Source organism: Undibacterium sp. GW821-FHT07F11 (assembly GCF_059418665.1).
In genome coordinates this window covers 274,088-299,757 of record NZ_JBWKQH010000001.1, presented here as the reverse complement: position 1 = coordinate 299,757, position 25,670 = coordinate 274,088, and the positions used below count along the sequence as shown (strand labels likewise).

Sequence of the window (25,670 nt, the reverse complement as noted above, 5' to 3'; positions counted from 1 at the left end):
GAGCATCGCAGGCCCCAAATAGCTTCGCGCAGTAACTTAATCAGACGTTCCTTAAGTTTGTGCTTCAGGATGCTGTTGCACCCCGGTCGTGTCATACAATTGGATTTCATTCAAGTGATCAAAGCAACTGATTTCAGCCGGATTCAGACCTACCCTGAGTTTTTTATCGGTGCTATTCAATTGTCCATGGTTGACCAGCAAACGCATTTTGGCGATCAGGTCGGCGGTGTGCAGCAAATGGCCCAATGGGCTCCATTCTATGGCTTTGCGGCCACCTGCCTGTTGTTGTAGCGCCAGGATTACATGCTCAGGAAATTCCCAGCGCTGGGCAATACGGTAAGACAGGGTCGCTGCGACGGACGAGAAGATAGGTTGGAAGGCGGGGGAATATTTGAATTTACCATGCTCACAAATCTGGTCCAGCAAACGGAAAGCGATGATGAGACCGACATTTTTCATCAAGCCAGTCAAAAACGCGTGGAAGGGATCAATATCACGGGCCAGCGTATGGCAGGCGACCGCACATTTTTCTGACTGACCCCAGATATGTGGCGCGGCACGGCGGGTGAATTGGCCGGCATTGAGGTTGATGATGGGACGGAAAGCGACCTTGGCGATCACCAGCCGCAAGCCTTCTTCACCGAGGACCATGACAGCTTTTTCCAGACTGTTGATGCGGTCAGCCGGGTTGTACAGGGCACTGTTGACGGTATTGATGACTTCCCCGACCAGCACCACGTCCTTGACGATCTGGCGTGACAATTCACCGGCAGAGATGGTTTTGCTGCGCAGGCTGTTCAGCAATTGCGGTATGACGCTGGGTACGCGCGGCACAATGACGGCGTCATTCAGGTCAGACGCCAGCAATTTGTACAGTGCCTGCATGACAGTCTGCTCAGTTTCAAAACTGCCGCCTTCACCGGGATAACCCATGACCCAGTCAAAGAACAGGCTGTCGACAGGCAGCGCAGGTTTCCAGGCGACGAGTTTTTCTGTCGTGGCTGTACTGCTTGCCGGGGCTTCTGCTACGGGAGCTGGCTCAGGCTGAGGTATTGCAATCTCTGGTTCGGGTTTTGCAGTCACTACTGCTTCAGGTGTCTTTGGTGCAGCTACAACCGCAGGCACTGGAGTTGGCGTGGGTTGGCTGCTGACAGGCGTGGCCTGTTCTGCACCGAACAGGCGGTTAAAGAATTTGCTCAGGGTATTCGCCACGGCTGCCCTTTCGATTCAAACTGAAATAGCGCATCTTGATGCTCATGATGCGCCAGAGCATTCAGTGTGTATATTTGCCGTGAGCATGTCAATCCCAAGCGCCAGCTATCGTGAATTAGTTGCCCGCTTTTAACTTAAATTGTCATTCCCCAGCGGCAAGCTGGGCATTCAATATGGCAATTTCTGCCATGATTTCTGCGGGGAATTCTTCCCTGGCCCATTCCCTGTATTCACCACGTGCATAAGCCAGGCCATTCTTGTAATACATATAGGCATTCAGGCGGTTGCGTACATAATTGTTTTGCGTGCGTATGACCTTGCCCGGCGTACCCATGACGATGGAATTGTCAGGAATGACAGTACCTTCCTTGAGAAAAGTATGCCCGGCAATAATGCAGTTATTGCCTATCACGCAGCCATCCATGATGGTGGAATTGATGCCTATCAGACAGTTGTCACCTATGGTGCAACCATGGATGGTGCAGTGATGGGTGATGGAGCAATGGCTGCCTATGATGGTCGGAGTCTGGTCGCCGATATGCAGCATGACAAAATCCTGGATATTGGTGTAAGGACCAATGATGATCTCTTTATGCTCAGACCTGGCGACGACATTCATCCAGATTGAGGCATTTTGCCCCACGCTGATCTTGCCATACAGTTGCGCCGTGTCGTGGATATACGCGGGCTTGTCGAGTTTGACATCCGGACCGATGAAAGCCATTTACTCCCCCAAAAAATCAACTGATTCAATTGATGAAAGACAACAGCATACTGCTTTATAGGTGCATTTGCTGAAGTATCCCGATGGCGATCATCCAGCACACCAGCATGCCAGACAGATACAATATTGCCCGCCAGGGTTGCAAGCCACGCAGGTAGACGATGGTATGCAAATAGCGTATCAGCACATAGCTGCCAAACAGCCAGTTGGCGCTGGATAACTCGCCACCCAGTAACACATAAGTCAGTGCCAGAGCCAGGAAGAGTGGCAGGTTTTCTACATCATTGCGCCAGACGCGGGCGCAGCGCTGCACCAGTTCAGCCTCTGCTTCCACCGGGCGCAGGCCAGCCATGCCGGCATCTTCAGGCAAGAGATAGCGACGGCTGCGTACGCGGCTGATGATCTGTACGCCGCTCAATAAGCTTGCCTTCAGGAACAGCGCCAGCAGGGCCAGTACAAAGCTGGGCAGGGCAGGGTAACTCATCATGGTGCTACCTCCGCATTTTGTGGGCCGGTTCGCACGTCTCTGATCGCCACAAATTGCGCAATTTGCTGGCTCGATGGGCGCAAGCCGCTCATGGACCAGCCTTCTGCCTCGCTTTCCTGGATATTGATCCAGACCGATTTCTTGAATTCCGGGTCACCACCCCCTTCAATTTCGACCAGTACATCGGCAATTTTTTCCAGCAGGCGCTGTTTCTGCTCCGTGTTCAGCATTCCTTTAATCGTATTGATTTGTACATAGGGCATGGTGTACTCCTGTGCTTGGTTGTAAGAGACTGCATTGTGCGGTCTGCAGAAAAGTACTACCATTGGCTGAATCGACATAAAAAGGTGTTTATTGGACAGATGTGGCAAATTGGACAGGATAACCAAATGACGATGAAGACAACAAAGGACGGAATTATCCGCATAGGTGTGCTGGTCTATCCTGGCTGCCTGCGCAGCGGGGCAGTGATGCCGCTGGATGTTTTTACCATTGCCAATACCCTGGCAGGCATACGTCCTGCCGGCGCCAAGCCTGTGCATTTCGAGGCTTTCTGGGTCAGTGCCCGTGGCGATATCTTGCAAGAAGTCGATGGCCTGCATTTTCAGGCGCATGACATCCATAAGCAAAAACTGGATGCCCTCATGGTGCCGGGAGTGGATCACAGAGACAGCAGTCAGCTCGATGGTTTGCTCGATGCGCTGGCGCCGGAGCAAGCGCTGATGGAAACTTATCTGCGGGACGATGGTCTGCTGATTTCCAGCTGTTCCAGCACCAGCCTGCTGGCACGGACAGGCCAGCTTGACGGCCGCCGTGCTACGACCAGCTGGTGGCTTAGCGCTTATTTTCGCAAGAAATTCCCTCAGGTTTTATTGGAGGCAGAAGAGCTGATTGTGCAGGACGGTCAACTGGTGTCGTCTGGCGGCGTGACTTCGTATATCGATCTGTCTCTCTGGTTGGTAGCGCATTTTGCCGGTGAAGAATTACGCCAGATGACGGCCAAGATACTGGTGGTCGATGCCAACAGAAATAGTCAGGCTCCTTATGTCGCCAAGGCGATCATACAGGACCAGGGTCATGCAGTAATTGAACGTGCCCGGCGCTGGCTGAACAAGCGTCTGGATCAACAATGGGCCATGGCCGACCTTGCCAGCTATTGCAATGTCAGCCAGCGGACTTTGCTCAGGCGTTTCCAGGAATCGATGAAGCTCAGCCCCATCCACTATGTGCAACAATTAAGGGTGGAGCGCGCCAAGGCCTTGCTGGAAACCACCCGTCTGTCGCTGGAGGACATTACTGCACGCTGTGGTTATGAAGATGTCTCCAGCTTCAGTAAAATCTTCAAGCAATGGGCACAAGTGACGCCCAAGGATTACCGGCGCAGGTTTGGATTGAGATTCTGAGGATAACTATGGATAGCAGACATGTAGTGATCGTTGGTGGTGGCGTTATCGGCAGTGCGGTGGCGTACTTTTTAGCAGTACATCCACGCTTCCAGGGCAGGATCACCGTGCTGGAACGAGACCCGACTTATACCCATGCTTCATCTGCTCTCTCTGCCAGTTCGATACGCCAGCAATTCAGCACGCCGCTGAATATACAGATGTCGCAATTTGGCATCGCCTTTTTGCGTGACCTGCATCAGCACCTCGCTGTTGATGGCGAGTTGCCGGAGCTGGGTCTCAGCGAACATGGCTACCTGTATCTGGCGACTGAGGCTGGTGCCGCCACTTTGCGTGAAAATCATGAGATACAAAGAGCTGAGCAGGTGGATGTTGCCCTGCTAAATCAAGCTGCACTAAAGCAGAAATTCCCCTGGTTGAACGTCGATGATCTGGCTTTAGGTTCGCTGGGCCTCAGTGGTGAAGGCTGGTTTGATGGCTATGCCTTGCTGATGGCATTTCGCCGCAAGGCGCGCAGCCTGGGTGTCAGTTATCTGCAGGCAGATGCACAAGGTTTTGAGCATGAGAAGGGTAGAGTAACCGGCGTACGTTTGCAGGATGGCATGGTCATTAAATGCGATGCCGCCGTCAATGCAGCCGGTGCCTGGGCACGGTCTTTATTGACGGGTACGGGTTTTGATTTGCCTGTGGTTGGTCGCAAGCGCACAGTGTTTGTGGTATCCAGTCCGGCACAGACTCCTGCCTGCCCACTCATCATTGATCCATCCGGTTTATGGTTGCGGCCAGAGGGCCAGCACTGGATATGTGGCTTGCCACCGGAAAATGATCCTGATGATGCACCGCTGGAAGCAGACTATGAACAGTTCGATACAGTCTGGCAAATCATGGCGAATCGCGTTCCCGCTTTTGAAGCCCTGCGCATGCAGAGAGCCTGGGCTGGCTATTATGAATACCATGTGTTTGACCAGAATGCCGTCATCGGTGCGCACCCGCAATTAGCCAACCTGGTGCTGGCGAATGGTTTCAGCGGCCATGGCATGCAACATGCACCCGCTACCGGGCGCGGTACTGCAGAGCTACTGGTGGATGGTGCTTATCTGAGTCTGGATCTGTCGCCCCTTTCTGCACAACGCGTGCTGCTGAACCAGCCTTTGCTGGAAAAGAATGTGATCTGAACCTGCGCTTGCAAGGCAGATCAGCCTGCTGCCTTCATCGCCTCCCTGGCGAAATGCGTGGGCGGCATACCGGCATGGCGGGTGAAGGCAACACTGAAGGCGCTGGCAGAACCATAACCCACATATTCTGCAATTTCCGTGATGCTGGCTTCTTGCTGCGCCAGCATTTTCTTGGCCTTTGCCATGCGCCAGGTTTGCAGATACTCCATAGGGGCGATGCCCACAGTGCGGCTGAAGCGCTCGAAAAAAGTCGAACGTGACAGGGCCGCCTGCCTGGCCAGTTGCGCCACCGTCCAGGGCTGCTGGATATTTTCATGCATGGAGCGCAGTGCGATCGCCAGTCTTTCGTCTGCCAGCCCGCGTAACAGGCTGGGCGATGCATTACTACCCGCAGTGGAACGCAGGGCTTCTATGAGCAAGACTTCCAGCAGATGCGCGAGTATGACTTCCCGCGCGGGCCGCTGCGCACGCGATTCTTCGCTGATCAGTTGTACCAGCGCGCTCAATCTCTGTTCACCGCGCACATGCAGTAATTGCGGCAACAGTGACACCAGCAAGGCGGCGTCTGGTGAAGCAAAGCTGCAATGCCCTACCAGCAGTATCACCTCAGGCGGCCCATCTTGGCTGCCCAGCCTGAATTCACCATGCAACAAGGCAACCGGCCCGGTATCGGCATCTTCCTCGGCCAGTGCTTCCATGCTGGACATGCTAAAGCCATGGGTGGCGGGGATAAGTACAAAGTCACCCTGTTGCAGCAGTACAGGGGCCTGTCCTGCCGCTGTCAAGCGGCAGTTGCCTTCAAGCATAAGACAATAGAAGCTTTGTCCCGATTCCTGGCGGCGCACCCGCCACGAACCCGCAGCCTTGACGACTTTTGCATGCCTGGCCTGGGGCTGCAGCAGGCTGACTACTTCGGCAAGAGGGTCTGTTGACATGAAATTCCCGGACGATTGCTAACGAAAGGCGGATTATTGATTATGGATAGTCCAGCCGCGACTGATTATAGTCTGATTTCCAAAAAACCACTTTCGGACATCATCATGAAAACTGTACTCATCACCGGATGCTCATCCGGGTTCGGCCTAGTCACGGCACAATACTTTCTTGAGCGCGGCTGGAAAGTCATCGCTACCATGCGTACACCGCGCGAAGACCTGCTGCCACGCTCAGAACACTTGCGTCTGCTGGCTCTTGATGTCAGCAATCCAGGCAGCATACGCGCAGCAGTTGAGGCAGCAGGAGATATTGATGTACTGGTCAATAATGCTGGCATAGGCATGCTGGGCGCTCTGGAAGGGACAGATATGGCAACGGCACGTGAAGTCTTTGAAACCAATACTTTGGGAACCATCGCCATGACACAGGCCATGCTGCCGCAGTTCAGGTTGCGCAAGCAGGGCGTCATCATCAATGTCACGTCCAGCGTGACTCTGAAAGCCTTGCCTTTGCTGGCTGTGTATACCGCCAGCAAGGCGGCAGTGAATGCCTTTACTGAATCGCTGGCGCTGGAACTGCAGCAATTCAATGTGAGTGTGAAGCTGGTGCTGCCAGGGAGAGCACCAGAGACGCGCTTTGGTGACAATGCCAGACCACGCATGCAAACAAGTATTCCTCCGGCTTATGCTGAGCTGGCGCAGGCTGTGTTTGCCGGGTGGGCTGAATCGCAGTCGTTGCTGACTCAAGCCAGCGATGTGGCAGAGGCGGTATGGTATGCCGCGACCGATGCATCCAGCCCCATGCGCATTGCTGCAGGGGCGGATGCCCAGGCATTGATGGCTGTGAATTAAAGCGAGATGTGGCGAGATGTGTCCAGCATTCCTGCCCCGGCTTCTACCTAGGCAGGAATGCGTATATTGATGGCTCAGTTTTGCTGTGCGTATGCTTCGAGCTCATCCAGCCAGAGCTGTTTTTGCTCATCTGACACGAACGAAGCTTCAAAGGCATTGCGCGCCAGTTGTACTAATTCTTCTTTACCCAGCTCCAACGCATCGGCAGTGGCTATGTAATTCGCATTCATATAGCCACCAAAATAAGCCGGGTCATCTGAGTTGATGGTCACGCATAATCCAGCACGTAGCATGCGCGCCAGATTGTGCTCACGCATATCCTTGACTACGCACAGCTTTAAATTAGATAGTGGGCATACCGTCAGAGGCATGCGGCTTTGTTGCAGCCTGGCCATCAAGGTTGGATCTTCTTCTGCACGTACGCCGTGATCTATACGTTCAACTTGCAAGACATCGAGGGCGCTATGGATATAGGCTGGCGGGCCTTCTTCACCCGCATGTGCGACAAGACGAAAACCCATGGCTTGCGCTATCGTGAAGACATGGGCAAATTTTTCTGGCGGGTTGCCGACTTCGGCAGAATCCAGACCCACGCCTGTCCACAGGTCAGCATATTCATCGCGCAAGGGCAGGGCCGCTTCCAGCGTGGCAATCGCATCTTCTTCACTGAGGTGGCGCAGGAAGCACAAGATCATCGCGCCAGAAAATCCATGACTTGCACGCGCTTCGCGCAAGGCGCGAGCGATGCCTGAGAACACAGTAGTAATATGTATGCCGCGTGCCGTATGGGTTTGCGGATCAAAGAACAATTCTACATGGCGCACATTGTCGGCCAGGGCGCGTTCTATATAGGCATGCGTCAGGTCAAAAAAATCCTGTTCGGTTTGCAGTACGGCAGCACCGGCATAATACAGATCCAGGAAAGACTGCAAGTCTGCAAAATCATAGGCTGCGCGTACTTCTTCCACGCTGGCGTAGGGTAATTGCACGCCGTTTTTTTGGGCGAGGGCAAACATCAACTCAGGCTCCAGTGAGCCTTCTATATGCAAATGCAATTCTGCCTTGGGCAGACCGCGGATAAAGTCGTGCAATTGATTACTCATGATCTTGAACCTGAAATAGGGTAAGTGCCGGATAAAAGTATGGCAATGATACGCTGAAGATATCACTGCACCCTTTTCAGGATATCAAAACCAGATGATGTTCTGTATAGATAGCCGCATATTGATACTGGCCAGTGCTTGATGGTGTGGGATTTTTACGGCCAGCCGGTGAACAGGCGCGAAGCAGTACGGACGACAGCCCTAGCCATCGCCCATACTTATTATCGCGTCGCGTTCTTCATCGGCTTGTGATGCTTGGTGCTTGTTATTTATAGATTAATGCAGTAAAACGCTTTGTCCCATATAGCCATCGAACTGACCAAGGAAATCATCGATTTCTTCAATACTGGGTTCACTGGCAATGAGTTCAGTCACGTCTTTACGGAAATTGATAGCCAGCGGGCCACCAATAAACCATTCGCGGCGTACGGCCTTGTCGGTAATTTCATAACCGCCAAAGCGCAGGGCTTCATGGTCAGTATCTGCGCCATATTCGATGACGCTATATTGATCGCTGTTGTAAATGATGTTCATTTTATGCATCCTTTCTGGCTGGAGGATATTTCCTCGGGTTACCGTTCATGGTGCTTACATGATGTTGCATACAGCGAATTTCAAGAATTGCCCCAGATTAAGCTAAGCGCTGAGCGATTTTGAACCTGTGATGCTCGCCGTACATTCGTACGACTGCGCGTCTCGGTCCAAACTAGCGCCGCTCGCTGCGCTTACTCTGGGACTCTTACTCCCGTAATACCTAGGACTATTCTGTGCTGCTATGAAGTATTACGGCATGGCAACGTCTGGACTTTAGCGACTTAACATTGGTTCACAAGCTAGTGTCCTGAATTATTGGTTCGCTGAAAAATAAATTTGGCGAAATCGGTGCGAGACAAGTAGCAAAGCACAGCAAGGCTGGTGCCTTGCGCGCATTTGCGACGCTGTATCGCATTGATTCTCGCCGGATTTATTCAGCGAATTAATAACTCAGGGCACTTGTACTATTGATCTCAAGTAGGTTGGCGTAGGTGGGATCCTGGAGTGTTAGCAGGAGCTTATCTAAATGGGCATCTGTGGCGATGCCTAGGTATATATTAGCTGGTTTTTGCCTGAGGGCGCGGTTCAGTGTGACGCGCAGGCTGAGATTGCCTATGCAACAAAAGCAGCCGGGAGCAATGCGGCTGATGTGCAGAAGTTCTGAAGGATGCAGGATATCTTGTCCATCCGGCAAGCCTTCGAGGATGATGATGTTCTTGTCTGCGACAGCGCCGTTGTCAGCTAAAAGGGCAAGGGAGGCTGCAATTGCCGCCTCCCTCTGGGTATAACTTGCGCCGTGTATCAAGTGTAATTGCGCTTTTGCTGCTGTCACACCGCACTCACATTGCGCTTTGCTTAAACATTACTCACCACGTTTTGCGTACTTCATGGACTCAACGCCCAGTTGTTTTAGTTTGCGGTACAGATGGGTGCGTTCCAGGCCGGTTTTTTCTGCCACCCTGGTCATGCTGCCGCCTTCGCGGTTCAGGTGGTATTCAAAGTAGATACGCTCGAATGCATCCCTGGCTTCACGCAGGGGCAAGTCAAAGGACAGGCTGGCAAATTGATTATTTGGCGCAGCAGCGACTGGCTGGGCTGCAGAAAAATGCCTGGCTTCATAGGCCGGAGCAGCGCTGCCAAAGCTACCAGACATGTTGGCGCTGTTGGCATTGTCATTGCTGATCACACGCAGGGCAGGGGCTGCCGGTTTAGGTGCCTCTGTGCTGCGGGTCAGGCCTTGTTGCACTGCTTTCAGCAATTTTTGCAGGGCGATGGGTTTTTCCAGGAAATTCAAGGCACCTATCCGGGTCGCTTCGACCGCTGTATCTATCGTGGCATGACCTGACATCATGATCACGGGCATGGTCAGCAAGCCGTCACGCTGCCATTCTTTTAACAGGGTAACACCGTCCGTGTCCGGCATCCAGATGTCGAGCAAGACCAGATCCGGCCTGGCTTCCTGCCTGGCAAGACGTGCCTGCTGAGCATTTTCAGCAAGTTGAACGACATGACCTTCATCGCCGAGAATTTCAGACAACAATTCACGGATACCCATTTCATCATCTACGACCAATATATTTGCCATAAATCTACCCTATTACCGCCTCTATGTTTTTTTGGGTGCTTCTTACCGTTCGATGTTCAAGCTGGCCTATAGTCTGCCCCAGACTGGCTGGTGAAAACGATATGCTTGTGTTGAATGACAATTTCAAAGTGCCCCTTCTGCTCTTTATCCGTATTCCTCTTTTGGGAATATCGGAACAACTACTACTGCACAACTACTACCGCAAGTACGGCGAACTTATACCGTATTTGAATCCGGTGCTAACTTTAACAGCAAAATCGCTACTTTTGCACCGTTTGTATCGCTACGATTTTGAATATCGATTCTACCGCCATGTTCATCAATGATTTTCTTCACCATCGCCAGCCCGAGACCGGTGCCACGTGGTTTGGAAGTGGCATAGGGTTCAAAGGCACGTGCCAGGATTTTGCTGGAAAATCCCGGGCCGTTATCGATAATTGACAGGCGTACCGCAGAGTGGGCTATCTGGTCAGTTCCAGTGTAGCGCACAACATCGGTGATTACATCAATACGCGGTATAAAACCTGCAGTGGTATTGTCAGCAACTGCGTCCTGGGCGTTTTGTAAAAGATTGTGAATTACCTGGCGCATCTGGGTAGCATCCCCCATGACCTTGGGTAAATCCGCCGCCATGGTCAGCTTGATGGCATCGCGGCCATCGCCAGCGATATACAAGTGCAGCACTTCATCAATCAGTCCAGCCAGATTCAAAGGCATGAGAACTGCTGGTGGCGTGCGTGCATAGTCACGGAAATCATCGACCATGCGCTTCATCGACGTTACCTGGTTGACGATGGTGGTCGTGCTCTTGTTGAGTATCAGGACATCTGTTTCACTGAGCTTGTCTTGCAATTTCATTTGCAGGCGCTCGGCCGACAATTGTATCGGTGTCAACGGGTTTTTGATTTCATGGGCCAGGCGGCGCGCCACTTCACCCCACGCGATGGAACGCTGGGCAGAGATGATATTGCTGATGTCATCGAATACCACCACATAGCCGCTGCCTGATGCCACTGGCAAATGCGAACCGCGTGCCAGCAGGGTAATGCTTTGTTCATCTTCTGCCACCACTACTTCGCCTGGTGCTGTTGATGCTGCCGCTTTTTTGCCTTTGTTGGGACGCGGTACCTCGATTTGCTGCTGCCAGTGCTGTTCGCGCTCGTTCTCACCGCCAGCGGCTGACTGCGCATGCTGTTCTGAGAAGGCTTTGGAAATGGCAAAGGCAAAGGCCTGCATGCCATCAATATCTGCCAGAGGTTTGTTGATTTCGCTTTCCAGCCTGCGCTGCAAGATACGTTCTACCGATTCATTACAGGTCACCAGGTTGCCATTCTGATCCAGCACCATCACACCGGCTGACATGTTTGCCAGCACAGATTCCAGGTAGGCCTTGGCATTTTCCAGCTCATTGCGGTTTTTTTCTACCGCAGCACGGGCATCAAACAACTGCCGGGTCATGGTGTTGAAAGACTTGGTCAGGCTGCCCAGTTCATCGGTACTGGTGACGATAGGGCGGGGTGAGAAATTACCCTCGGTCACGGCCTTGGTACCTTCTGCCAGCAGCAGCAACGGTCTGGCCAGTTCACCAGAAATCAAAAAGGCGCTGGTGATGGCGGCAACAATTGCCAGCAATAATGTCAGCGTCAGCGTGATGATGTACATTTTTTTCAGGTTCACGCGGCCGATAGAACGTACCTGATATTCACGCGAAGCATTGCTCAGTGCTTCGGCATGCATGGCCAGATTGGCAGGCACTGGTTGTATCAATTGCAGGTACAGGGCTTCGTTTTGCAGTGAAATCCAGCCTGTCGTCATGCGTAGCGGTACAACTACACGTGAGCGCAGGATACGGGCAGGCTCGGGCGCCAGTGCCGGGCGCGTGGCACCACGGGTTTCTGTCGCCATGCTGGCAGTATTGACTGCGCTGGTCGCTGCATTGGCGCTTGTGCTGCTGGCGGAACTTGCCGACCCGCTGGCAGGGTCATCGTCCCCTGTCGGCTGTATCAGTTTTTCATCCCTGGCAGCGTAATAGCGTGACAGCTTGACTTGCCTGAGCATGTCTGGCGTCGGCAATTCCGGCAGCAGGCTGCCGACATTATCATTGGCAGAAGCAATCAGACGGCCCTTGCTATTGACGATGGTGGCTTCCTGTATCTGCATGCGTTCGCGCAGGCGTGACAGGTGGATGGACATCGAGCTTTCAGACGGATCAGACAATTCAGCAGCCATGTCATTGGCCTTGGATTGCAAGTCGGCCAGCAAGAAGTCCAGCGCAGTCAGTCCCATGTTCTTGCCAGAATCCAGTGCAGATTCGACCTTGACGTCAAACCAGGATTCGATGGAACGTGAAACGAATTGCACCGAGACCACGTAAATGACTGTGCCCGGCAAAATACCGACCAGGGCAAACAAAACCACCAGCCGGGTCATCAGCTTGGAACCGAACTCGCGCGCCCGGAAACGGCGGAACAAACGCCACACCAGCGTCAGTACCAGCACCAGCAAAGCCAGAGCAACGACTGCATTGGCATCCAGCAGCCATTCGTAGTAACGCTCAAAGCGTGAGGAATTCTCGGAAACGGTGGTCAGGAAAAATAGCAGGATGCTCATCAGAGCACCACCGATAATCAGCGCATACCGCAAAAATCTTGTCACTTGTCTTCAGCCTTGAAGGAAAAACGCTTCCACTCGGTTTTCTGACTCCAGTGACTGTCGTTGAAGCTGGGTATCTGCAAATGCATGGGGATCTTGCTCAGACCCATGCGCAATTGCAAGGCTACGTTATAGTTGGCACCACTGGAGAGTAGTGATTTGTCGGCAATCAGCCAGCGGTTCGGGCGTGTCACCAGGTTCAGGGCCGTGTCGAGAGAGGCGAAGTTCTGTTGCAAGCCATTATTAATGGTGACGTTATATTGCTGCGTCCATTCATTATAGGCAATCCTGACCAGGTATTCGCTCCGCACCACTTTTTCGTCCACCCAGTACCAGCGCGAACGGGTCAGTTCAACTTCAGTGGTGAAGGATACCGGGATGCCATCGCGGATAGCCTTGCGCAAGCTGTCACTGAGTTCAAGTGAAAAAGTGGCGGCCAGGCGGTAACCCTCGTCGCTGGCTTCTATCCTGGCAGTTTTGACTTCCACATCGGCAGCCTGGACTGCAGGTGCCGCCGCCATTGCCAGCAGCACCAACATCAAAGTCAGCGATAACTGGCGCAGCAGGGAAGCGAAACGTCTGAACATGCAATCAATACGGAAACAAAAGTCTGCTAATGATAGCTTGAACTTGTTGGCATTCGTTAATTTTGCAGTGGTTTTTGAAACAATGCATAGAACAAACCGTCATGTTCGTTGTTGCTTTCGGACGTATTGCCCATGCTGGGCAGTAATTGGCCAGGTGCATCCAGGCGTTGCGCGCTATTGCGGGTGGCAAAGGCGGCGGCCTGGGCTTCGGATTCCAGCGGCCAGATAGAGCAGGTGACCATCAGCATCTTGCCGCCCGGCTTCAGCATGCGCCACAGATTGTCGAGTATGCGGGCTGACAAGGCAGCCAATTGGGCAGCGTCGGTTTTGCGGCGCAACCAGCGGCTATCCGGGTGACGCCTGACCACGCCAGACGCCGTGCACGGCACGTCAGCCAGGATGCGGTCATAGGGCTGGCTATCCCACCAGTTGTTGCGGGAGGCATCGCCTTCCTTGATGGTGGCAAACAATTTCAGGCGCGCCAGGTTTTCATGGATGCGCTGGATGCGGGCCGGGTCAGTGTCGACTGCGGTCAGTTCTATATCAGCCAGTTCCAGCAAGTGGCCAGTCTTGCCACCGGGAGCAGCGCAGGCGTCCAGCACGCGCATGCCTGTCTGTACATCCAGCAAAGGTGCGGCCAACTGGGCGGCGGCGTCCTGTACCGACACTACTCCTGCTTCAAAGCCGGGGATGTTCAGTACAGGCATGGGGCGGTCAAGACGCACGGCAAACGGGCCTATCTGGCGGGCACCGATTTGCTGGCTGGCCAGTAATTCCAGATAAGCGGCCACTGTGCTGGCGCGCTGGTTCACCCGCAAAGTCAAAGGTGGCGCGTGGTTGCCACAGCTCAAGATGGCTTGCCAGTCTTGCGGATACGCTGCCTTGCACTGGTCTACCCACCACTGGGGGTAATTCCAGGCAGCAGCAGGTTGCTTCATGACAAGCTTCAGTAATTCATCTTTTTCACGCAGGTAGCGGCGCAGCACGGCATTCACCATGCCTTTGGCAAATACCATGTGTGGGCTGGAGGTGGCGGCAGTTACTGCCTGATCCACCACCACGAATTCTTCATAGGCTTTTTCATCATCACCATCATTGCCGACCAGCAAGGTCAGGGCGCAGCACAGCATGCTATATAACAAGGCCGGTTCTGGCGTCTTGTTGGTCATGATCTTCAGCAAGGCATCCACCCTGCCTACCTGGCGCATGGTACGGTAAGCAATATCCTGTATCGCCCCGCGTGCCTGTGGCAAGGCATTGGTTTGCGTAAATACCCTGGTCAGTGCCTGTGGTAATGCCGTACCTTCCAGCACATAGGCTACTGCCTGCGCTGCCCCGACCAGGCTGAAAGCCAGAGAATCTGCTTTGATTTCTATGGTTTCAAATTCCACCTGTGGCTTGCTGAGCACATGGGAAGTGTTGCCCGTATTGGCACTGCGGGCAGGTTTGGCTGGTCGGCCCAGGGTTTTTCTTGGTTGATCTTGCATATGTCTGGATAGTTTTGCTTATTGCAATAAATTGCCTTAATGGCAATTTAACATGGTCAGCCGGATAAGGCGAGAGGGCGTTAGTGTAACAGCCTTGTCGCCTGCATCAGTTTTCTGTGATCCGGCAGCAGGCCTGGCCACGTTGCCCGTATATAAGCAGCATCTGAACCAATATCTGAAATCCACCGGCTCAGGCTGCTTTTTGTATCTGTTCCAAAGGGGTAAATTGCTGGAGTTCCAGCCAGGTGCGCAAGTCGTCGAATACCCTGGTGGCGTCAAGCTCATTAAATATTTCGTGATAGAAACCGGAGTAAATATGTTCTTTGAACGGGATTTCACCCAGCTTTTCCAGGAAGCGCCTGCTACCGGCAGGGTCAACCAGATGATCATCTTCTGCCACCATCATCAGCAAGGGAAGATTTAATTCAGCGGCATGGGCATGACAATAATCCATGGCTTGCAACATGCTGGTCAGCAGGCGGGCACTCAGTCGCGAGTGTACCAGCGCATCATTTTCATAGGCGAGTACCACTTCGCCGTCGTGGGATAAATAGCGGGTTTGCAAGCCATTTGGCAAACCAACACCGGGGATCAGGCTGGAAGCCACTTTCAGCAAACCATGCTGCAGGCTCGACATACGTATCGCCAGCGCAGGAGAAGACAAGATCAGTGCGCGTAGCGGTGTCAGTTGTTCGAGTGCATAGCGGGCAGCGAACAAACCGCCCATGCTATGCCCTAATAATATGGGGGGGGCCGCCAGTTGCTGGCTAAAGTCACTGATGACCATCTGGGCGTCACGCAGCAGGCACATGGAGTCTGGTACATCACCGCTGCCGCCGTCGGATTGCCCATGGCCGCGGTGATCATAAGTCCGCACGACAAAACCCAGGGCATTGAAGAACCTGGCGACATGGGCATAGCGCCCGCAGTGTTCGCCCAGGCCATGCATGATGACCACCCCTTGCTGCGGCTGAACCATGACAGACTCTGCCAGTGGCCAGTCGCGCACAAAAATCGCCTTGCCATCGGCGGTCTGGAGTTCGAATTCCCTGGTATTTTCTACGTGGGAAGTCATGGCTTTATACGCCCCACATCACTTCACGCTGCATCTTGTTGGCAGCGTGCAGCATTTCCAGTACAGGGAAAGCCCTGGTCGCGAAGCTCACCGGCTCTGGCGTTTCGTGTTCATTATCATCACCGTTTTCATTGTGATGGGCATTGACATCGCGGCTGACTTCTTCAGAAATCGAATGTGCCTTGCTTTCGGCAACTGCAGCTTCGATTTTTTGTATCGCTTGCGGTAATTCCGGTGGCGTAATGATGCCGCGCTCTACATCTTTTTGTAGCAGATCAAGAATGCGACGCGCATGTTCTTTGTACATGGTGATTTCTGTAGCAGCCTTGGATTTGAACGTGATCAGCATGGACATTTCCCCTATTTTTCTATGATATGTGAAGATAGAGCGGCCAGATATTAGTAATGCGCTAGCGGTACTGATCTGGCTGCGCTCACTTATATAATAATCCCAAATTGCCTGATTGTCGTTTCAGATTGTTGCTTCAATTGGATTTGAAAGACGTCATATAAGTGTCTATGACGTCCTGCTTCATGTCTTTTTCCTGCCCCAGCATGATAATTTGATACACCCATGGGCCGCGTACCAAAAAGCGGCCTACCATCATGACAGGCTGGCCATTGCGTAATTTGCCACGCACTTCCAGCATATCTGCGCCTGAGCTTTTGGTGGTTTCCGGTGTTCCCTGGATATTCTTGATCATGCCTTTTTTCATGGCTTCCATGATCAGGTCAGCCTTGCTGGCATCATCAACTTTGGTGCTGCCGACGGCAAAACTGATGCCGCCGACTTCGCCTGCCAGCATATCCATTTTTACATTGATGCCTTCCAGTTGCATGTCCTTGCTGTCACCCAGCGGCTTACCCGGCATTAAAATGGAAAATGGCGCATTGCTGCCACGGGCGTCGCGCCAGTCAAATTTAGGGCTGCAGGCACTCAGCGGTACCAGGCCGATAATGAGGCTGACAATCAGGCTACTAAGCAGCAAGGCGCGATGGATGGCATATTTCATGGAAATTCACTTCTTTAAGATTGCAAAATAGCATTCATGTTTACGGCTTTCTTGCCGTCAACAAACCAGCGCTACATGATAATTCCTTTGGGCAGATCTCGCCTGTTTTTGCGCGAGAATGCAATTTGCTCAGAAAATTGGCAGGTAATTGACCCTCTGTCTTGAGCAACAAGCCATTCTGAGCAGGCATACACTGGGTTATCATTAGCAGGCCAGTTGCTGATCAAAGCAGATCAACACGGGTCAACACATAAGTCTTATTTAATTTTTTTTGGTGCTGTGATGTCATTTTCCAAAGTCTCCGGGATTTTTTTGCTGATGCTGACATCGCTGACGGCTTGCGACCGTCTGGGCTTGCCTGATCCTGCCAGAGAGGCGGCGGCACGCGAATCTGATGCCCGCGCTACCGGCAGTGCCTGCCGCCATGCTGGCCGCGCCATAGAGGACTGCTACGCCCTTAATCCTGATGCAGCCAGAGCGGCAGTGTATGCAGGATGGAAGGAAATGAATGACTATATGCGTGAAAACAAGATAGATGTCGTCAAGCCGGAAATGGTAAAGTCAGACCCGCCTAAAGCCGAAGAAAGCAGCTCCTCTGCCAGTGCCAAGGCAACAAAGTAAAGATGTTGGTGCGCACTATGCAGCCACAAGATCTGGCTGCCGTTTATCAAATACAAACCCTGGCCTATGTCGCTGACATGGTCGAGCCGCCAGCATTGCTGGCCAGCCGTCTGGCTGCAGCGCCAGATTGTGCCTGGGTCGTTGAACAGGAAAAGAAAGTGGCCGCCTACCTGGCTGCCTATCCTTCTGTACATGGGCGGGTCTCTGCACTGGGTCAGGACTTTCAGGTGGCTCAGTTCGCCAATGCGATATACCTGCATGATATGGCAGTCGCACCTGAGCAGGCAGGGCAAGGGTTGGCGCGTGCCATGCTGGCCTCTGCCCTGGCATATGCCGGTCTGCAGGGTTGGGAATATGCCTGCCTGGTGTCAGTACAAAGCACCAGGTCTTACTGGCAAGGTCTGGGATTTATTGAACAGACTGACTTGAATGAAGAGCAAACGATAAAACTGGCAAGCTATGCAGGTCCAGCCTTTTACATGGTCAGGGAATTGTAGAACCCAAAAAGAGAAAAGCGGCTTTGCTGACAGGTCAGCGCCTGTGCTAATCCGCTTTTCAGACAAAGTATCTGGCTTAGCTTATTCTTCCGCTTTACTGCTGCCAGCCTTCTCTTTCTTATAAATGATTTTTTTCTTGCCACCCTCGCAGGTCCCGACGACACGGTGTTTGGTTTCTGTATCTTTTGAGACGACTTGCAGGCTGTAATTATTTACCCCCTTGCCTTCGAGCTTTGCTGCAACCTTGTCTTTGATGGTTTCACAGGAGGTGACCTCGGCCCAGGCTGGCGCGCTGCCAAGCAACAAACTGATGACCAGACCTTTGACCAAAACGCTTTTTCTCATTTTGCTTGCTCCCTTTCTAAGTTTTTATGTAATACCCTTAGAACCTGTTTGCGATCTTAAGCGCGAGCGTGATCGGGGCTCATGTGCTGCTCTTTACCCCGCCGACGCTCGCTACAGATCGTAAACATGTCCTTACAAGCCAGAGCAGGCTTGTATCTGGTGTATCTTCTTAAAACCGTAACATTTCCTTGCCGTTTTTGATAGAAATAAATAGTTTCTTCGTAGAAAGCGTGGTAAATCGTCTGCAAATTTGCTGCTTGCTGATAAAGTCCTGATGTTCCTGCATTCGTTCCTGCATGCGTTTCTACATTCTTTTGCTTTTTTGACGATATAGAACTATCCGTTAAGCTTGTAGTGCTGGAATAGAATATATATATACAATGCAACAATGCTTTACTATTTGGAAATTAAAACAGTCAAAATAAATCGGGCAGCATGCAGGTCTATCAACTTGCCAGACTTTGAGCACAAGGATCAGCTTTGAGCGTGACCGGACGACATGAAATGAAGCCAGCAGGATTGCCTACCAGCCGTTTAGCCATTGCGCTGGCGGCCAGTCTGGTGCTGGCTATTATTGTCGGTGCTGCCATTGCTATCTGGATGCTGCGCATACAGGAAATCGGCAAGTGGGAAAAACAGACTGAAACTTTCAGCGTCGTACTGGCAGAAACGGTCAGCCAGCAAATGGACTTTGCCTACACGGCACTCGACAGCATTGCCGAACGCATCCAGGACCGCTGGAGCGTCAGTGCTGAATATCTGTCAGGCAAATTATCTACTCATGATTTTCACCAGTTCCTGCGTGAAAAAGCAGCGCTGTCGCCTGCCGTTGAAGTCATTTCCGTGCTGGATGTGGATGGCAATGTCATTAACACTTCACGCAACTTCCCGGCCCCCACCTATAGTCTGGCTGACCGCGATTACTTCATAGCGCAACGTGATAATCCGGTACAAGGTATTTTTTTGAGTTCTTCAGTGCGCAGCAAGACTACTGGCAAATGGATGTTCTTCCTCAGTCACAGGCTGACTGGCAGTGATGGCGAATTCATTGGTGTCGTCATACTGGGCATGTCGCCGTCGTTCTATTCGCAGTTTTATGAAAAACTCAGTGCCGATGGCCATGCCTCCATAGGTTTGCTGAGAAATGACTTTACCTACCTGGCGCGCTGGCCAGAGCGTGGCGAAGTCATGGGCATGCGTAACCTGACAGGCAGCACTTACGAGCTGGTGCATGAAAGAAATAAGAAGTCAGGTGTCGTCATCACCAATAGTCCGCGCATGGCTGAAGGTGGCAAAGCCATCACCCGTATGGCAGCAATACAGTCACTGGACAAATATCCATTGATCATCAATTTTTCCATCGATGAAGACCTGTACCTGGCAGACTGGCGCAAAATCAGCACCGGCATCGTCGTTATTGCCATGAGTGGCATACTGGCCATCGTGGCAGCTTTCAGCGTACTGGTTAATTTGCTGGAAAGACGCGAGCAGGATCTGGCGGTAACGACTGAACTCAAACAGCAGGCAGAAGTCATTAACCGCAATCAGGCACATTTGCTGAAAAACCTGACCGAGCAGCAAATTGCCTTGAAAGATTCATCCGACCGCTTGCAGGCGATCTTCCAGAATGCGGCGGACGGCATCATCATGATCGATGATACCGGCAAGATTGAAGCCCTGAACCCTGCCGCAGTAGCGATCTATGGTCATCCGGCTAATGAAGTGGTCGGCAAAAACGGTAAATTTTTCTCACCTCCCGGCCAGCCAGATTTGCTGGGCCTGGCCATGAGCCGCCGGGAATTCCTGGAAACCGGTTGCCTGCGCACAGAGACCGAGCGCATGCGCAAGGATGGCAGCCTGTTCCCGGCTGAGTTGGCGATCACCGAGTATTACCATGCAGGCAGGCGCAAACTGATCGTCATCGTCAGGGACATTTCCGAGCGCCGCAAGATGGAACGCATGAAGAGTGAATTCATTTCTACCGTCAGCCATGAGTTACGTACACCCCTGACAGCAATCAGGGGCGCACTGGGTTTGATCACTGGTGGTGCCATGGGCGCTGTGCCAGAAAAAATCTCTGCCCTGATGGGTATGGCCCACAAAAATAGCGAGAGCCTGACCAGGCTCATCAATGATTTGCTGGATATCCAGAAAATAGAAGCTGGCAAGATGGATTTTGTCTTTGAATGCCTGCCTTTACACAACCTGTTGCAAACGGCCATCAATAATAATCAGGGTTTTGCCCAGAGCATGAATACTGAAATCGTGCTCGGCGACCAGGTTGAGCAAGCCATGGTCATGGTGGATACCGGACGCTTCCAGCAAGTCATGGCTAATCTCTTGTCAAATGCCTGCAAGTATTCACCCGAGGGCGCCGTAGTGCAGGTATTGAGCATAGCCAGAGGCGACAATCTCATTCGCATAGAGGTGATAGATCAGGGTTCGGGGATACCTGAAAATTTCCGCGAGCGCCTGTTCCAGAAATTTTCGCAGGCTGACTCCTCAGACACCCGTGCCAAGGGTGGTACTGGCCTGGGTCTGGCGATATCCCAGGCCATTATCCGGCAAATGCATGGTGACATAGGTTATTACATGTCGCAGGATGCCGGACATGAAGCTGCGCAAGAAGGAGGCGAGGGCCAGGATGTTTTGCATACTGGCACGCATTTTTATATAGACCTGCCTTTACATAAAGAAGGCCAGAACGGTCTGGAGACGCTTACAGCAAAGCCAGATCACGTGCTTTAACGCCGGCAAAAACCTGCTCTATCTGCCCGGCATTCAAACCATACAGACGGCTGAACAAACCACCCAATACCGCACGGTATTCATTCAGCACAGGGTAGTCACGGTTCTGGAATAATTTGCCTGCTTCAAGAGAGACTTGCTCCCCGGCGATTTGCCCGCCCTTGATACCGCCACCCAAAACCCAGTACACCGTGCCATGGCCATGGTCAGTGCCGCGCTTGCCATTTTCGCGGAAGGTACGGCCAAATTCACTGATGACCACTACCGTGGTGTTGCGCCAGGTCTCGCCCATTTCTGTACGGTAAGCCGCCAGTCCGCGTCCCAGTTCTTCAAACTTGACGGCCAGCGTACCTGTTGCCGCACCCTGGTTCACATGAGTGTCCCAGCCGCCGACATCAATAAAGCCTAGTGCATATTTGTCGCGCATGAGTTTGGCGATGCGTTGCGCTTCCAGTTCAAAACCCTTGGTCGAAATGGCATTGCGGTTGGCACTGTTCATTTCCTCCGCCATTTCACGTGCTACTTCATCGCGCATGGCAAAGCCGTCCTTGACGGCTTGTGACAGGCTGGTATCGGCATACATCTGCATGATCAGCTCACGTTGGCGCTGATCGACATTCGCTTTGCTGACATTGCGCAAGGCAGTATTGGCGATACGCGCCTGCCCCTGCATGGCCAGCGGTAACTGGTCAGTGAAAGACATGGCACTGACTTTGCCATTATTACCCAGTACCTTGGCCAGACGATTCAGGAAACCTGAATGGAAATCCCGGCTGGTATTCAGGGGTTGGCCCATTTCTATGCTGTCCTGGGTTTCAAAGTGGCTACGCGACAGATCATCAGTACCGGCAAAGGGGATGAAGGCAGCTTCACCTTGCTGGAACATGGGATAAATCGTGTCACGCAAGGCCGGATGCAAACCCCAGTCAGCATTCAGTGCCAGTGCCGCATCCGGTATGGAACCCGGTCTGGCAATGGCAATATTGGGTCTGGCTTCATAGTAAAAATTGCTGGAAGTAGGTACCAGCAAATTACTGGCGTCGTAGCCGCCGCGCAAAAATACCAGCAGCAAACGGTTCTGGGTAGCCGGTGCAGCCATGACCTGGCTGCTCAAACCCAGCATGGCAGACGATGGCAGCAGGGCCAGCACTTTCAATAAGTCTCTACGGTTCATGGTGATGACCTTTCCGTGACAATTAGCTCAAATTAACTTAACGACGCATCATTTCAGGCGAGGCCAGGAACATGGCATTCCATTCCTGTGCCGTGCGCGTTTGGTTCAATGCTGTCTGCGTAGCGGGGCTGAATTTCGTGCTCCAGCTTTTCACATATGGCGATGCAGCCAGTGCTGGTTGCGGCGGTTTTTCTTGCGGGGCCGGGGAAACAGCTTGTACTACCTGCGCAGCTTGCACCGGTGGTGCAGTTTGCATGCCTTGCACTTGCATGGATTGCATGGCAGGCATAGCTGGCGCAGGCTGTGCAGCCGGAGTATCTATACGGAACAAGCCCGGATTGCCACCCGCAATTGATTTGGCAATATCAAAGCGTACCGTCATCTGGCCAGAACTGGCCCAGGAACTTTCATTGAGTGCATAACCATCAGGTGTCTGCCTGCCATTCAATTGCTGGCCCATCATGTTCAGCCAATTCAGCATGGGGCCGGTATTGACGATGGTGTTTCCATCATAAGCCAGACGCACCGAGGCCAGCATATAGTGCAGCGGGTCTTTGAATTTCTTGCCCAGCGAAGCGATAAATTCCTGGGAGTTAAACATGACACGCAAAGTGGCCGCGATATCGCCATCGGTTTGCAGGAAGCGTTGCGCCATTTTATCGGTCAGGTCTTTTGGCGGTGTATCCGAGACAAAGAAACTGGCCAGCTTCTGGCTGACAAAATTTGCCGTTGCCGGTTGCCTGGAGAGCAGCACCAGAACTTCATCCAGCTCTGCCATGCCACGGCCTTTGACGGTTTTGCCCAGCACCTGTTTTTCACCAAAATCATGGCGTTGCGGGTTGAATTCAAACAAGCCTTGCTTGAAGTAGATTTTCTCCAGCTCAGGCTTCATGCGTGGCGCATCCTTGCTCAGGTTAATGCCCACGCCTGTCAGTACCCGTGCCAGTTCCTGCACATCTTTCTGGGTATAACCGCCATTCACCCCCATGGTGTGCAATTCCATCAATTCACGCGCATAGTTTTCATTGATGCGGTTAGCTGCATTGTGCTCATTATCCAGGTACCTGAGCATGGCAGGGTGCATCACCGTGGCACGCAATAAATCGCGGAAATTACCCAGGGCATTTGGTCGTATTGCCTGTTCTTCAAAATCACCCAGCATGGCGCGTACATTCGCCTTGCCATTATGGATATTGAAATGATTCATCCAGAACCAGCTCATTTGTTCCTGCAACTGGTTGGGCGAATAAATATCACGCAAGAGCGCACGGGTAGAGGCTTCCCTGGCCAGGCGTGTCAATTCTTGCTGGTACTCCTTGCGCAAGGTGTCGTCCGTCCCTTTTTGCTGTTCTGAGGCGATGCGACGGGCTTCCAGGTCGCGCATGATGTCGGTCAGCGGCTGACGGGAGATCGTCATCGCATCAATCTGCGCCTGTATCGCTGGCGGCAAGACTGCATTGCGGCCGCGCAACTGTTGATCGAGATAGCGGTCAGGTCCGACAGCCTGCAAGGCTTGCAAGCTCGTAGGATTGCTACCCCAGGTCAAACGGTTCAGTAATTGTTCCGGCGCGACTGCCGCTTGCGTCAATGTCTTACCGACGGTGCCGTTGTCAGCGCTCTGCTGTGACTGGGTACTGCAAGCTGCCAGCAAGACCAGCAGGCTGGCGCTGATGGCATGCTGCAAGTTCAGTTGAATGTTCATGTCTTCCCCTTACGCTCAAGTATCAGCATACAACGCTTTCGGTGCTGAATTGTGATACGTAGTATGAACTCATTTCGTGAAATTTTCGTAACGTGCTGTAACAGCAGAGAGACGCAATCGACATGCCATAAAAGCACGAAATAGCATCAATGAGCGGGGGGCGAGACCCGCAGACAGGAGGATGGGGAAGGCTGAGATCTGTCAGGTAAATCAGGCTGTTACACAGCGCTATGTTTCATGATGAGATTGTTACTTACAAATTTGCCCCAGAGTATTCCGGGGCATGTCGCAGATTTAATTCGAACGGGGTCAAGCCAGATCCAGCATATCGTCAGTGCCATCGTCCAGGCTAGCCGTATCTATGGCCGGGCTAGTATCTGTCGGGTGATCAAAATAACCGGGTATCAAGTCACTTCCACCCTGATTGAGTTGCGCAGCAGAACTGTCAGCACTCGTTGCGTGATTTTGATTACTCTGGTTGCCCATCAAATGCCCTATGCCCTGAAACAGAAAAGCTCCGGCTGCAACGCCAGCAGCTGTGGCTGCCACCGTACCAAGTACATTGCCAGCACCACCACCAAAAAAGCCGGATGCCGGACCATTTACGGCTGCAGGTGCTGCCGCATTCATATAGCCAACTGGCAAAGGCGGTGGTATGGCACTACCTTTAACGCTATAGCTCGCCGCGGGTTGAGCCTGGCTGCTGACACTATTCCCCCAGCCAGTAGTGGCAGGGTCGAGAAAGTTGCTGGCGGGTGCAGGGTTTCTTTGTGTTTGCAATTCACGCACTTCAGCTTGCAAACTGGCAATTTGCTGGCTGGCATTGGCCAAAGCCTGGTCCAGCAGCAAGGCTCTTTGCACCAGCAGATAATGCGCGTCCGGCTGTTTGCTGACCGCTTCATTAATCAGGCTGAGCGCCTGCACGTCCTTGTTGCTGTCTTGTACTTTCACCAATTGATCGAGAAAGTTTTGTAAAACCTGGGTTTCCTGCGGGGACATGGTCAACTCCTGTTGAGCAAAACAATACTGCTGTCTCTTATTTGGTCATGTTGATATCAAACCATTCATCCTATCAAGCAAATCTTTTTCGTATTCCTCTGCTGAGAGGAACCAACTAGAAATACCAAAGGGAATGACATGTGCAGCAAGTGCTAAAGCAAAAGATGTTTTGCCTGCACCGGGGCCACCGTGAATAGCCATTATTAATCCTTGCCGTCCAGAGAATTTTAATCCTCCTTTGAAAATGATATCGGCCCCACGAAACGGTATTGGTAGTCCCCATAATTCATTTACGATCTCGCCTGCATCTGGCAGGCTATCGAGTCTTTTTGAACGTGTAAATTCAAAAATGTAAGTTCGCTTCTTATTTGTCGATTCGTTCTCGGATGTATTGCAAAAAATATTTGCAGGAACTAATTTGGCACCTTCTAGATATGCAACGCATTTTTCAACGGACTGGAATCGCAAATATAACATTTCTCTCAATGCTAGATGATGCCGAATCAACCCATCAATTTTGCCAGGACTCCCTGGGGGTAATTTATCTTCTCCGCGAGACAGATAACGCTCACGAAATGAAGTCCAAATGTGTGACAACGAATTCTCAATTTCTAATACAGAGAAGGTTTCGGATCCACCTAGTCCATTTAGGTCTGGAATCAGCCGAAATGCCCGAAATAGAAAATTTCTGCACGCGAGTAACGAATATGCTCTGGTTCCTTGTGCATTCGGCACTGTTAGAAAATCATAAATAATGGAT

26 protein-coding genes are annotated in these 25,670 nt (G+C 52.2%); 6 read left to right on the top strand and 20 right to left on the bottom strand.

Translation table 11 applies throughout. The features are described 5' to 3' along the window. Positions 1-51: 51 nt before the first annotated feature. The 4 genes from AC07OI_RS01275 to AC07OI_RS01260 form a co-directional block, all read right to left on the bottom strand. Entirely contained in the window at positions 52-1,212 is a 1,161-nt protein-coding gene (locus tag AC07OI_RS01275) for an HDOD domain-containing protein (RefSeq protein WP_492703858.1), read from the bottom strand. Between the two features lie 142 nt (positions 1,213-1,354). Then, positions 1,355-1,936 (bottom strand): gamma carbonic anhydrase family protein, encoded by a 582-nt coding sequence (locus AC07OI_RS01270; RefSeq protein WP_492703857.1) that lies wholly within the window; start codon positions 1,934-1,936, stop codon positions 1,355-1,357. Positions 1,937-1,991: 55 nt separating this feature from the next. Beyond that, positions 1,992-2,423 (bottom strand): MAPEG family protein, encoded by a 432-nt coding sequence (locus tag AC07OI_RS01265; RefSeq protein ID WP_492703856.1) that lies wholly within the window; start codon positions 2,421-2,423, stop codon positions 1,992-1,994. Continuing rightward, positions 2,420-2,686 (bottom strand): tautomerase family protein, encoded by a 267-nt coding sequence (locus AC07OI_RS01260; protein ID WP_495256026.1) that lies wholly within the window; start codon positions 2,684-2,686, stop codon positions 2,420-2,422. Before AC07OI_RS01260 ends, AC07OI_RS01265 begins: the two co-directional genes overlap by 4 nt. Before the next feature lie 126 nt (positions 2,687-2,812). On the opposite strand from AC07OI_RS01260, the gene AC07OI_RS01255 reads away from it, so the two are divergent. Next, a complete protein-coding gene (locus AC07OI_RS01255; protein ID WP_495256025.1) occupies positions 2,813-3,826 on the top strand; it encodes a GlxA family transcriptional regulator in 1,014 nt (337 codons plus the stop codon). A gap of 8 nt (positions 3,827-3,834) precedes the next feature. Then, a complete protein-coding gene (locus AC07OI_RS01250) occupies positions 3,835-5,001 on the top strand; it encodes an NAD(P)/FAD-dependent oxidoreductase (RefSeq protein WP_492703853.1) in 1,167 nt (388 codons plus the stop codon). 20 nt (positions 5,002-5,021) lie between these two features. Here the strand turns inward: AC07OI_RS01250 and AC07OI_RS01245 are convergent, their stop codons facing one another. After that, positions 5,022-5,936, bottom strand: a complete 915-nt coding sequence (locus tag AC07OI_RS01245; protein WP_495256024.1) for an AraC family transcriptional regulator — start codon at positions 5,934-5,936, stop codon at positions 5,022-5,024. A gap of 105 nt (positions 5,937-6,041) precedes the next feature. Between AC07OI_RS01245 and AC07OI_RS01240 the strand changes: the two genes are divergently transcribed. After that, positions 6,042-6,788: an SDR family oxidoreductase gene (locus AC07OI_RS01240; protein ID WP_495256023.1), complete on the top strand. Its 747-nt coding sequence runs from the start codon at positions 6,042-6,044 to the stop codon at positions 6,786-6,788. Positions 6,789-6,862: 74 nt separating this feature from the next. On the opposite strand, the gene AC07OI_RS01235 is transcribed toward AC07OI_RS01240, so the two are convergent. From AC07OI_RS01235 to AC07OI_RS01190, 10 genes are all read right to left on the bottom strand, one after another. Then, positions 6,863-7,891, bottom strand: a complete 1,029-nt coding sequence (locus AC07OI_RS01235; protein WP_495256022.1) for an adenosine deaminase — start codon at positions 7,889-7,891, stop codon at positions 6,863-6,865. Positions 7,892-8,167: 276 nt separating this feature from the next. Then, positions 8,168-8,425 (bottom strand): BTH_I0359 family protein, encoded by a 258-nt coding sequence (locus tag AC07OI_RS01230; protein WP_423006001.1) that lies wholly within the window; start codon positions 8,423-8,425, stop codon positions 8,168-8,170. 442 nt (positions 8,426-8,867) lie between these two features. Then, entirely contained in the window at positions 8,868-9,257 is a 390-nt protein-coding gene (locus tag AC07OI_RS01225; protein ID WP_492703849.1) for a GTPase, read from the bottom strand. Between the two features lie 30 nt (positions 9,258-9,287). After that, complete coding sequence (locus AC07OI_RS01220) at positions 9,288-10,010, bottom strand: response regulator (RefSeq protein ID WP_495256021.1); 723 nt, start codon at positions 10,008-10,010, stop codon at positions 9,288-9,290. A gap of 216 nt (positions 10,011-10,226) precedes the next feature. Next, positions 10,227-12,620, bottom strand: coding sequence for a sensor histidine kinase (locus tag AC07OI_RS01215; protein ID WP_495256020.1), 2,394 nt, complete (start codon positions 12,618-12,620; stop codon positions 10,227-10,229). A 41-nt stretch (positions 12,621-12,661) separates the two neighbouring features. After that, positions 12,662-13,249, bottom strand: a complete 588-nt coding sequence (locus AC07OI_RS01210) for a DUF4390 domain-containing protein (protein ID WP_492703846.1) — start codon at positions 13,247-13,249, stop codon at positions 12,662-12,664. A gap of 56 nt (positions 13,250-13,305) precedes the next feature. Next, positions 13,306-14,736 (bottom strand): 16S rRNA (cytosine(967)-C(5))-methyltransferase RsmB, encoded by a 1,431-nt coding sequence (gene rsmB / locus AC07OI_RS01205; RefSeq protein ID WP_492703845.1) that lies wholly within the window; start codon positions 14,734-14,736, stop codon positions 13,306-13,308. Between the two features lie 190 nt (positions 14,737-14,926). After that, on the bottom strand, positions 14,927-15,811 hold the full coding sequence (locus AC07OI_RS01200; RefSeq protein WP_495256019.1) for an alpha/beta hydrolase: 885 nt from the start codon (positions 15,809-15,811) through the stop codon (positions 14,927-14,929). A 4-nt stretch (positions 15,812-15,815) separates the two neighbouring features. Then, positions 15,816-16,160 (bottom strand): DUF1840 domain-containing protein, encoded by a 345-nt coding sequence (locus tag AC07OI_RS01195; RefSeq protein ID WP_492703843.1) that lies wholly within the window; start codon positions 16,158-16,160, stop codon positions 15,816-15,818. A gap of 136 nt (positions 16,161-16,296) precedes the next feature. After that, entirely contained in the window at positions 16,297-16,824 is a 528-nt protein-coding gene (locus AC07OI_RS01190) for a hypothetical protein (RefSeq protein ID WP_495256018.1), read from the bottom strand. Positions 16,825-17,106: 282 nt separating this feature from the next. On the opposite strand from AC07OI_RS01190, the gene AC07OI_RS01185 reads away from it, so the two are divergent. Next, the gene (locus AC07OI_RS01185) at positions 17,107-17,445 is read left to right on the top strand and encodes a hypothetical protein (protein ID WP_492703841.1); all 339 of its coding nucleotides are present in this window, start codon (positions 17,107-17,109) and stop codon (positions 17,443-17,445) included. A 17-nt stretch (positions 17,446-17,462) separates the two neighbouring features. Then, positions 17,463-17,942 (top strand): GNAT family N-acetyltransferase, encoded by a 480-nt coding sequence (locus tag AC07OI_RS01180; protein ID WP_492703840.1) that lies wholly within the window; start codon positions 17,463-17,465, stop codon positions 17,940-17,942. Between the two features lie 81 nt (positions 17,943-18,023). Here AC07OI_RS01180 and AC07OI_RS01175 read toward each other — a convergent pair whose 3' ends face one another. After that, a complete protein-coding gene (locus AC07OI_RS01175) occupies positions 18,024-18,287 on the bottom strand; it encodes a DUF1161 domain-containing protein (protein ID WP_495256017.1) in 264 nt (87 codons plus the stop codon). 504 nt (positions 18,288-18,791) lie between these two features. On the opposite strand from AC07OI_RS01175, the gene AC07OI_RS01170 reads away from it, so the two are divergent. Further along, the gene (locus AC07OI_RS01170) at positions 18,792-21,035 is read left to right on the top strand and encodes an ATP-binding protein (protein ID WP_492703838.1); all 2,244 of its coding nucleotides are present in this window, start codon (positions 18,792-18,794) and stop codon (positions 21,033-21,035) included. On the opposite strand, the gene AC07OI_RS01165 is transcribed toward AC07OI_RS01170, so the two are convergent. The 4 genes from AC07OI_RS01165 to AC07OI_RS01150 all read right to left on the bottom strand — a co-directional run bounded on the left by AC07OI_RS01165 (position 21,007) and on the right by AC07OI_RS01150 (position 25,507). Further along, positions 21,007-22,209 carry a DUF1501 domain-containing protein gene (locus tag AC07OI_RS01165; RefSeq protein ID WP_492703837.1) on the bottom strand — a complete coding sequence of 401 codons (1,203 nt, stop codon included), beginning with the start codon at positions 22,207-22,209 and terminating at the stop codon, positions 21,007-21,009. The genes AC07OI_RS01170 and AC07OI_RS01165 overlap by 29 nt on opposite strands. Before the next feature lie 37 nt (positions 22,210-22,246). Next, positions 22,247-23,911: a DUF1800 domain-containing protein gene (locus tag AC07OI_RS01160; RefSeq protein WP_492703836.1), complete on the bottom strand. Its 1,665-nt coding sequence runs from the start codon at positions 23,909-23,911 to the stop codon at positions 22,247-22,249. A gap of 309 nt (positions 23,912-24,220) precedes the next feature. Beyond that, positions 24,221-24,910 (bottom strand): DUF2076 family protein, encoded by a 690-nt coding sequence (locus tag AC07OI_RS01155; RefSeq protein WP_495256016.1) that lies wholly within the window; start codon positions 24,908-24,910, stop codon positions 24,221-24,223. Positions 24,911-24,955: 45 nt separating this feature from the next. Beyond that, positions 24,956-25,507, bottom strand: coding sequence for a hypothetical protein (locus AC07OI_RS01150; protein WP_495256015.1), 552 nt, complete (start codon positions 25,505-25,507; stop codon positions 24,956-24,958). Positions 25,508-25,670 lie beyond the last annotated feature (163 nt).

Excerpts from the sequence above, each read along its gene's own strand:
- AC07OI_RS01270 (WP_492703857.1), bottom strand. The coding sequence starts at position 1,936 with ATGGCTTTCATCGGTCCGGATGTCAAACTCGACAAGCCCGCGTATATC.
- AC07OI_RS01265 (WP_492703856.1), bottom strand. The coding sequence starts at position 2,423 with ATGATGAGTTACCCTGCCCTGCCCAGCTTTGTACTGGCCCTGCTGGCG.
- AC07OI_RS01260 (WP_495256026.1), bottom strand. The coding sequence starts at position 2,686 with ATGCCCTATGTACAAATCAATACGATTAAAGGAATGCTGAACACGGAG.
- AC07OI_RS01255 (WP_495256025.1), top strand. The coding sequence starts at position 2,813 with ATGACGATGAAGACAACAAAGGACGGAATTATCCGCATAGGTGTGCTG.
- AC07OI_RS01250 (WP_492703853.1), top strand. The coding sequence starts at position 3,835 with ATGGATAGCAGACATGTAGTGATCGTTGGTGGTGGCGTTATCGGCAGT.
- AC07OI_RS01245 (WP_495256024.1), bottom strand. The coding sequence starts at position 5,936 with ATGTCAACAGACCCTCTTGCCGAAGTAGTCAGCCTGCTGCAGCCCCAG.
- AC07OI_RS01240 (WP_495256023.1), top strand. The coding sequence starts at position 6,042 with ATGAAAACTGTACTCATCACCGGATGCTCATCCGGGTTCGGCCTAGTC.
- AC07OI_RS01235 (WP_495256022.1), bottom strand. The coding sequence starts at position 7,891 with ATGAGTAATCAATTGCACGACTTTATCCGCGGTCTGCCCAAGGCAGAA.
- AC07OI_RS01230 (WP_423006001.1), bottom strand. The coding sequence starts at position 8,425 with ATGAACATCATTTACAACAGCGATCAATATAGCGTCATCGAATATGGC.
- AC07OI_RS01220 (WP_495256021.1), bottom strand. The coding sequence starts at position 10,010 with ATGGCAAATATATTGGTCGTAGATGATGAAATGGGTATCCGTGAATTG.
- AC07OI_RS01215 (WP_495256020.1), bottom strand. The coding sequence starts at position 12,620 with ATGAGCATCCTGCTATTTTTCCTGACCACCGTTTCCGAGAATTCCTCA.
- AC07OI_RS01210 (WP_492703846.1), bottom strand. The coding sequence starts at position 13,249 with ATGTTCAGACGTTTCGCTTCCCTGCTGCGCCAGTTATCGCTGACTTTG.
- rsmB (WP_492703845.1), bottom strand. The coding sequence starts at position 14,736 with ATGCAAGATCAACCAAGAAAAACCCTGGGCCGACCAGCCAAACCTGCC.
- AC07OI_RS01200 (WP_495256019.1), bottom strand. The coding sequence starts at position 15,811 with ATGACTTCCCACGTAGAAAATACCAGGGAATTCGAACTCCAGACCGCC.
- AC07OI_RS01195 (WP_492703843.1), bottom strand. The coding sequence starts at position 16,160 with ATGCTGATCACGTTCAAATCCAAGGCTGCTACAGAAATCACCATGTAC.
- AC07OI_RS01190 (WP_495256018.1), bottom strand. The coding sequence starts at position 16,824 with ATGAAATATGCCATCCATCGCGCCTTGCTGCTTAGTAGCCTGATTGTC.
- AC07OI_RS01185 (WP_492703841.1), top strand. The coding sequence starts at position 17,107 with ATGTCATTTTCCAAAGTCTCCGGGATTTTTTTGCTGATGCTGACATCG.
- AC07OI_RS01180 (WP_492703840.1), top strand. The coding sequence starts at position 17,463 with ATGCAGCCACAAGATCTGGCTGCCGTTTATCAAATACAAACCCTGGCC.
- AC07OI_RS01175 (WP_495256017.1), bottom strand. The coding sequence starts at position 18,287 with ATGAGAAAAAGCGTTTTGGTCAAAGGTCTGGTCATCAGTTTGTTGCTT.
- AC07OI_RS01170 (WP_492703838.1), top strand. The coding sequence starts at position 18,792 with ATGAAGCCAGCAGGATTGCCTACCAGCCGTTTAGCCATTGCGCTGGCG.
- AC07OI_RS01165 (WP_492703837.1), bottom strand. The coding sequence starts at position 22,209 with ATGAACCGTAGAGACTTATTGAAAGTGCTGGCCCTGCTGCCATCGTCT.
- AC07OI_RS01160 (WP_492703836.1), bottom strand. The coding sequence starts at position 23,911 with ATGAACATTCAACTGAACTTGCAGCATGCCATCAGCGCCAGCCTGCTG.
- AC07OI_RS01155 (WP_495256016.1), bottom strand. The coding sequence starts at position 24,910 with ATGTCCCCGCAGGAAACCCAGGTTTTACAAAACTTTCTCGATCAATTG.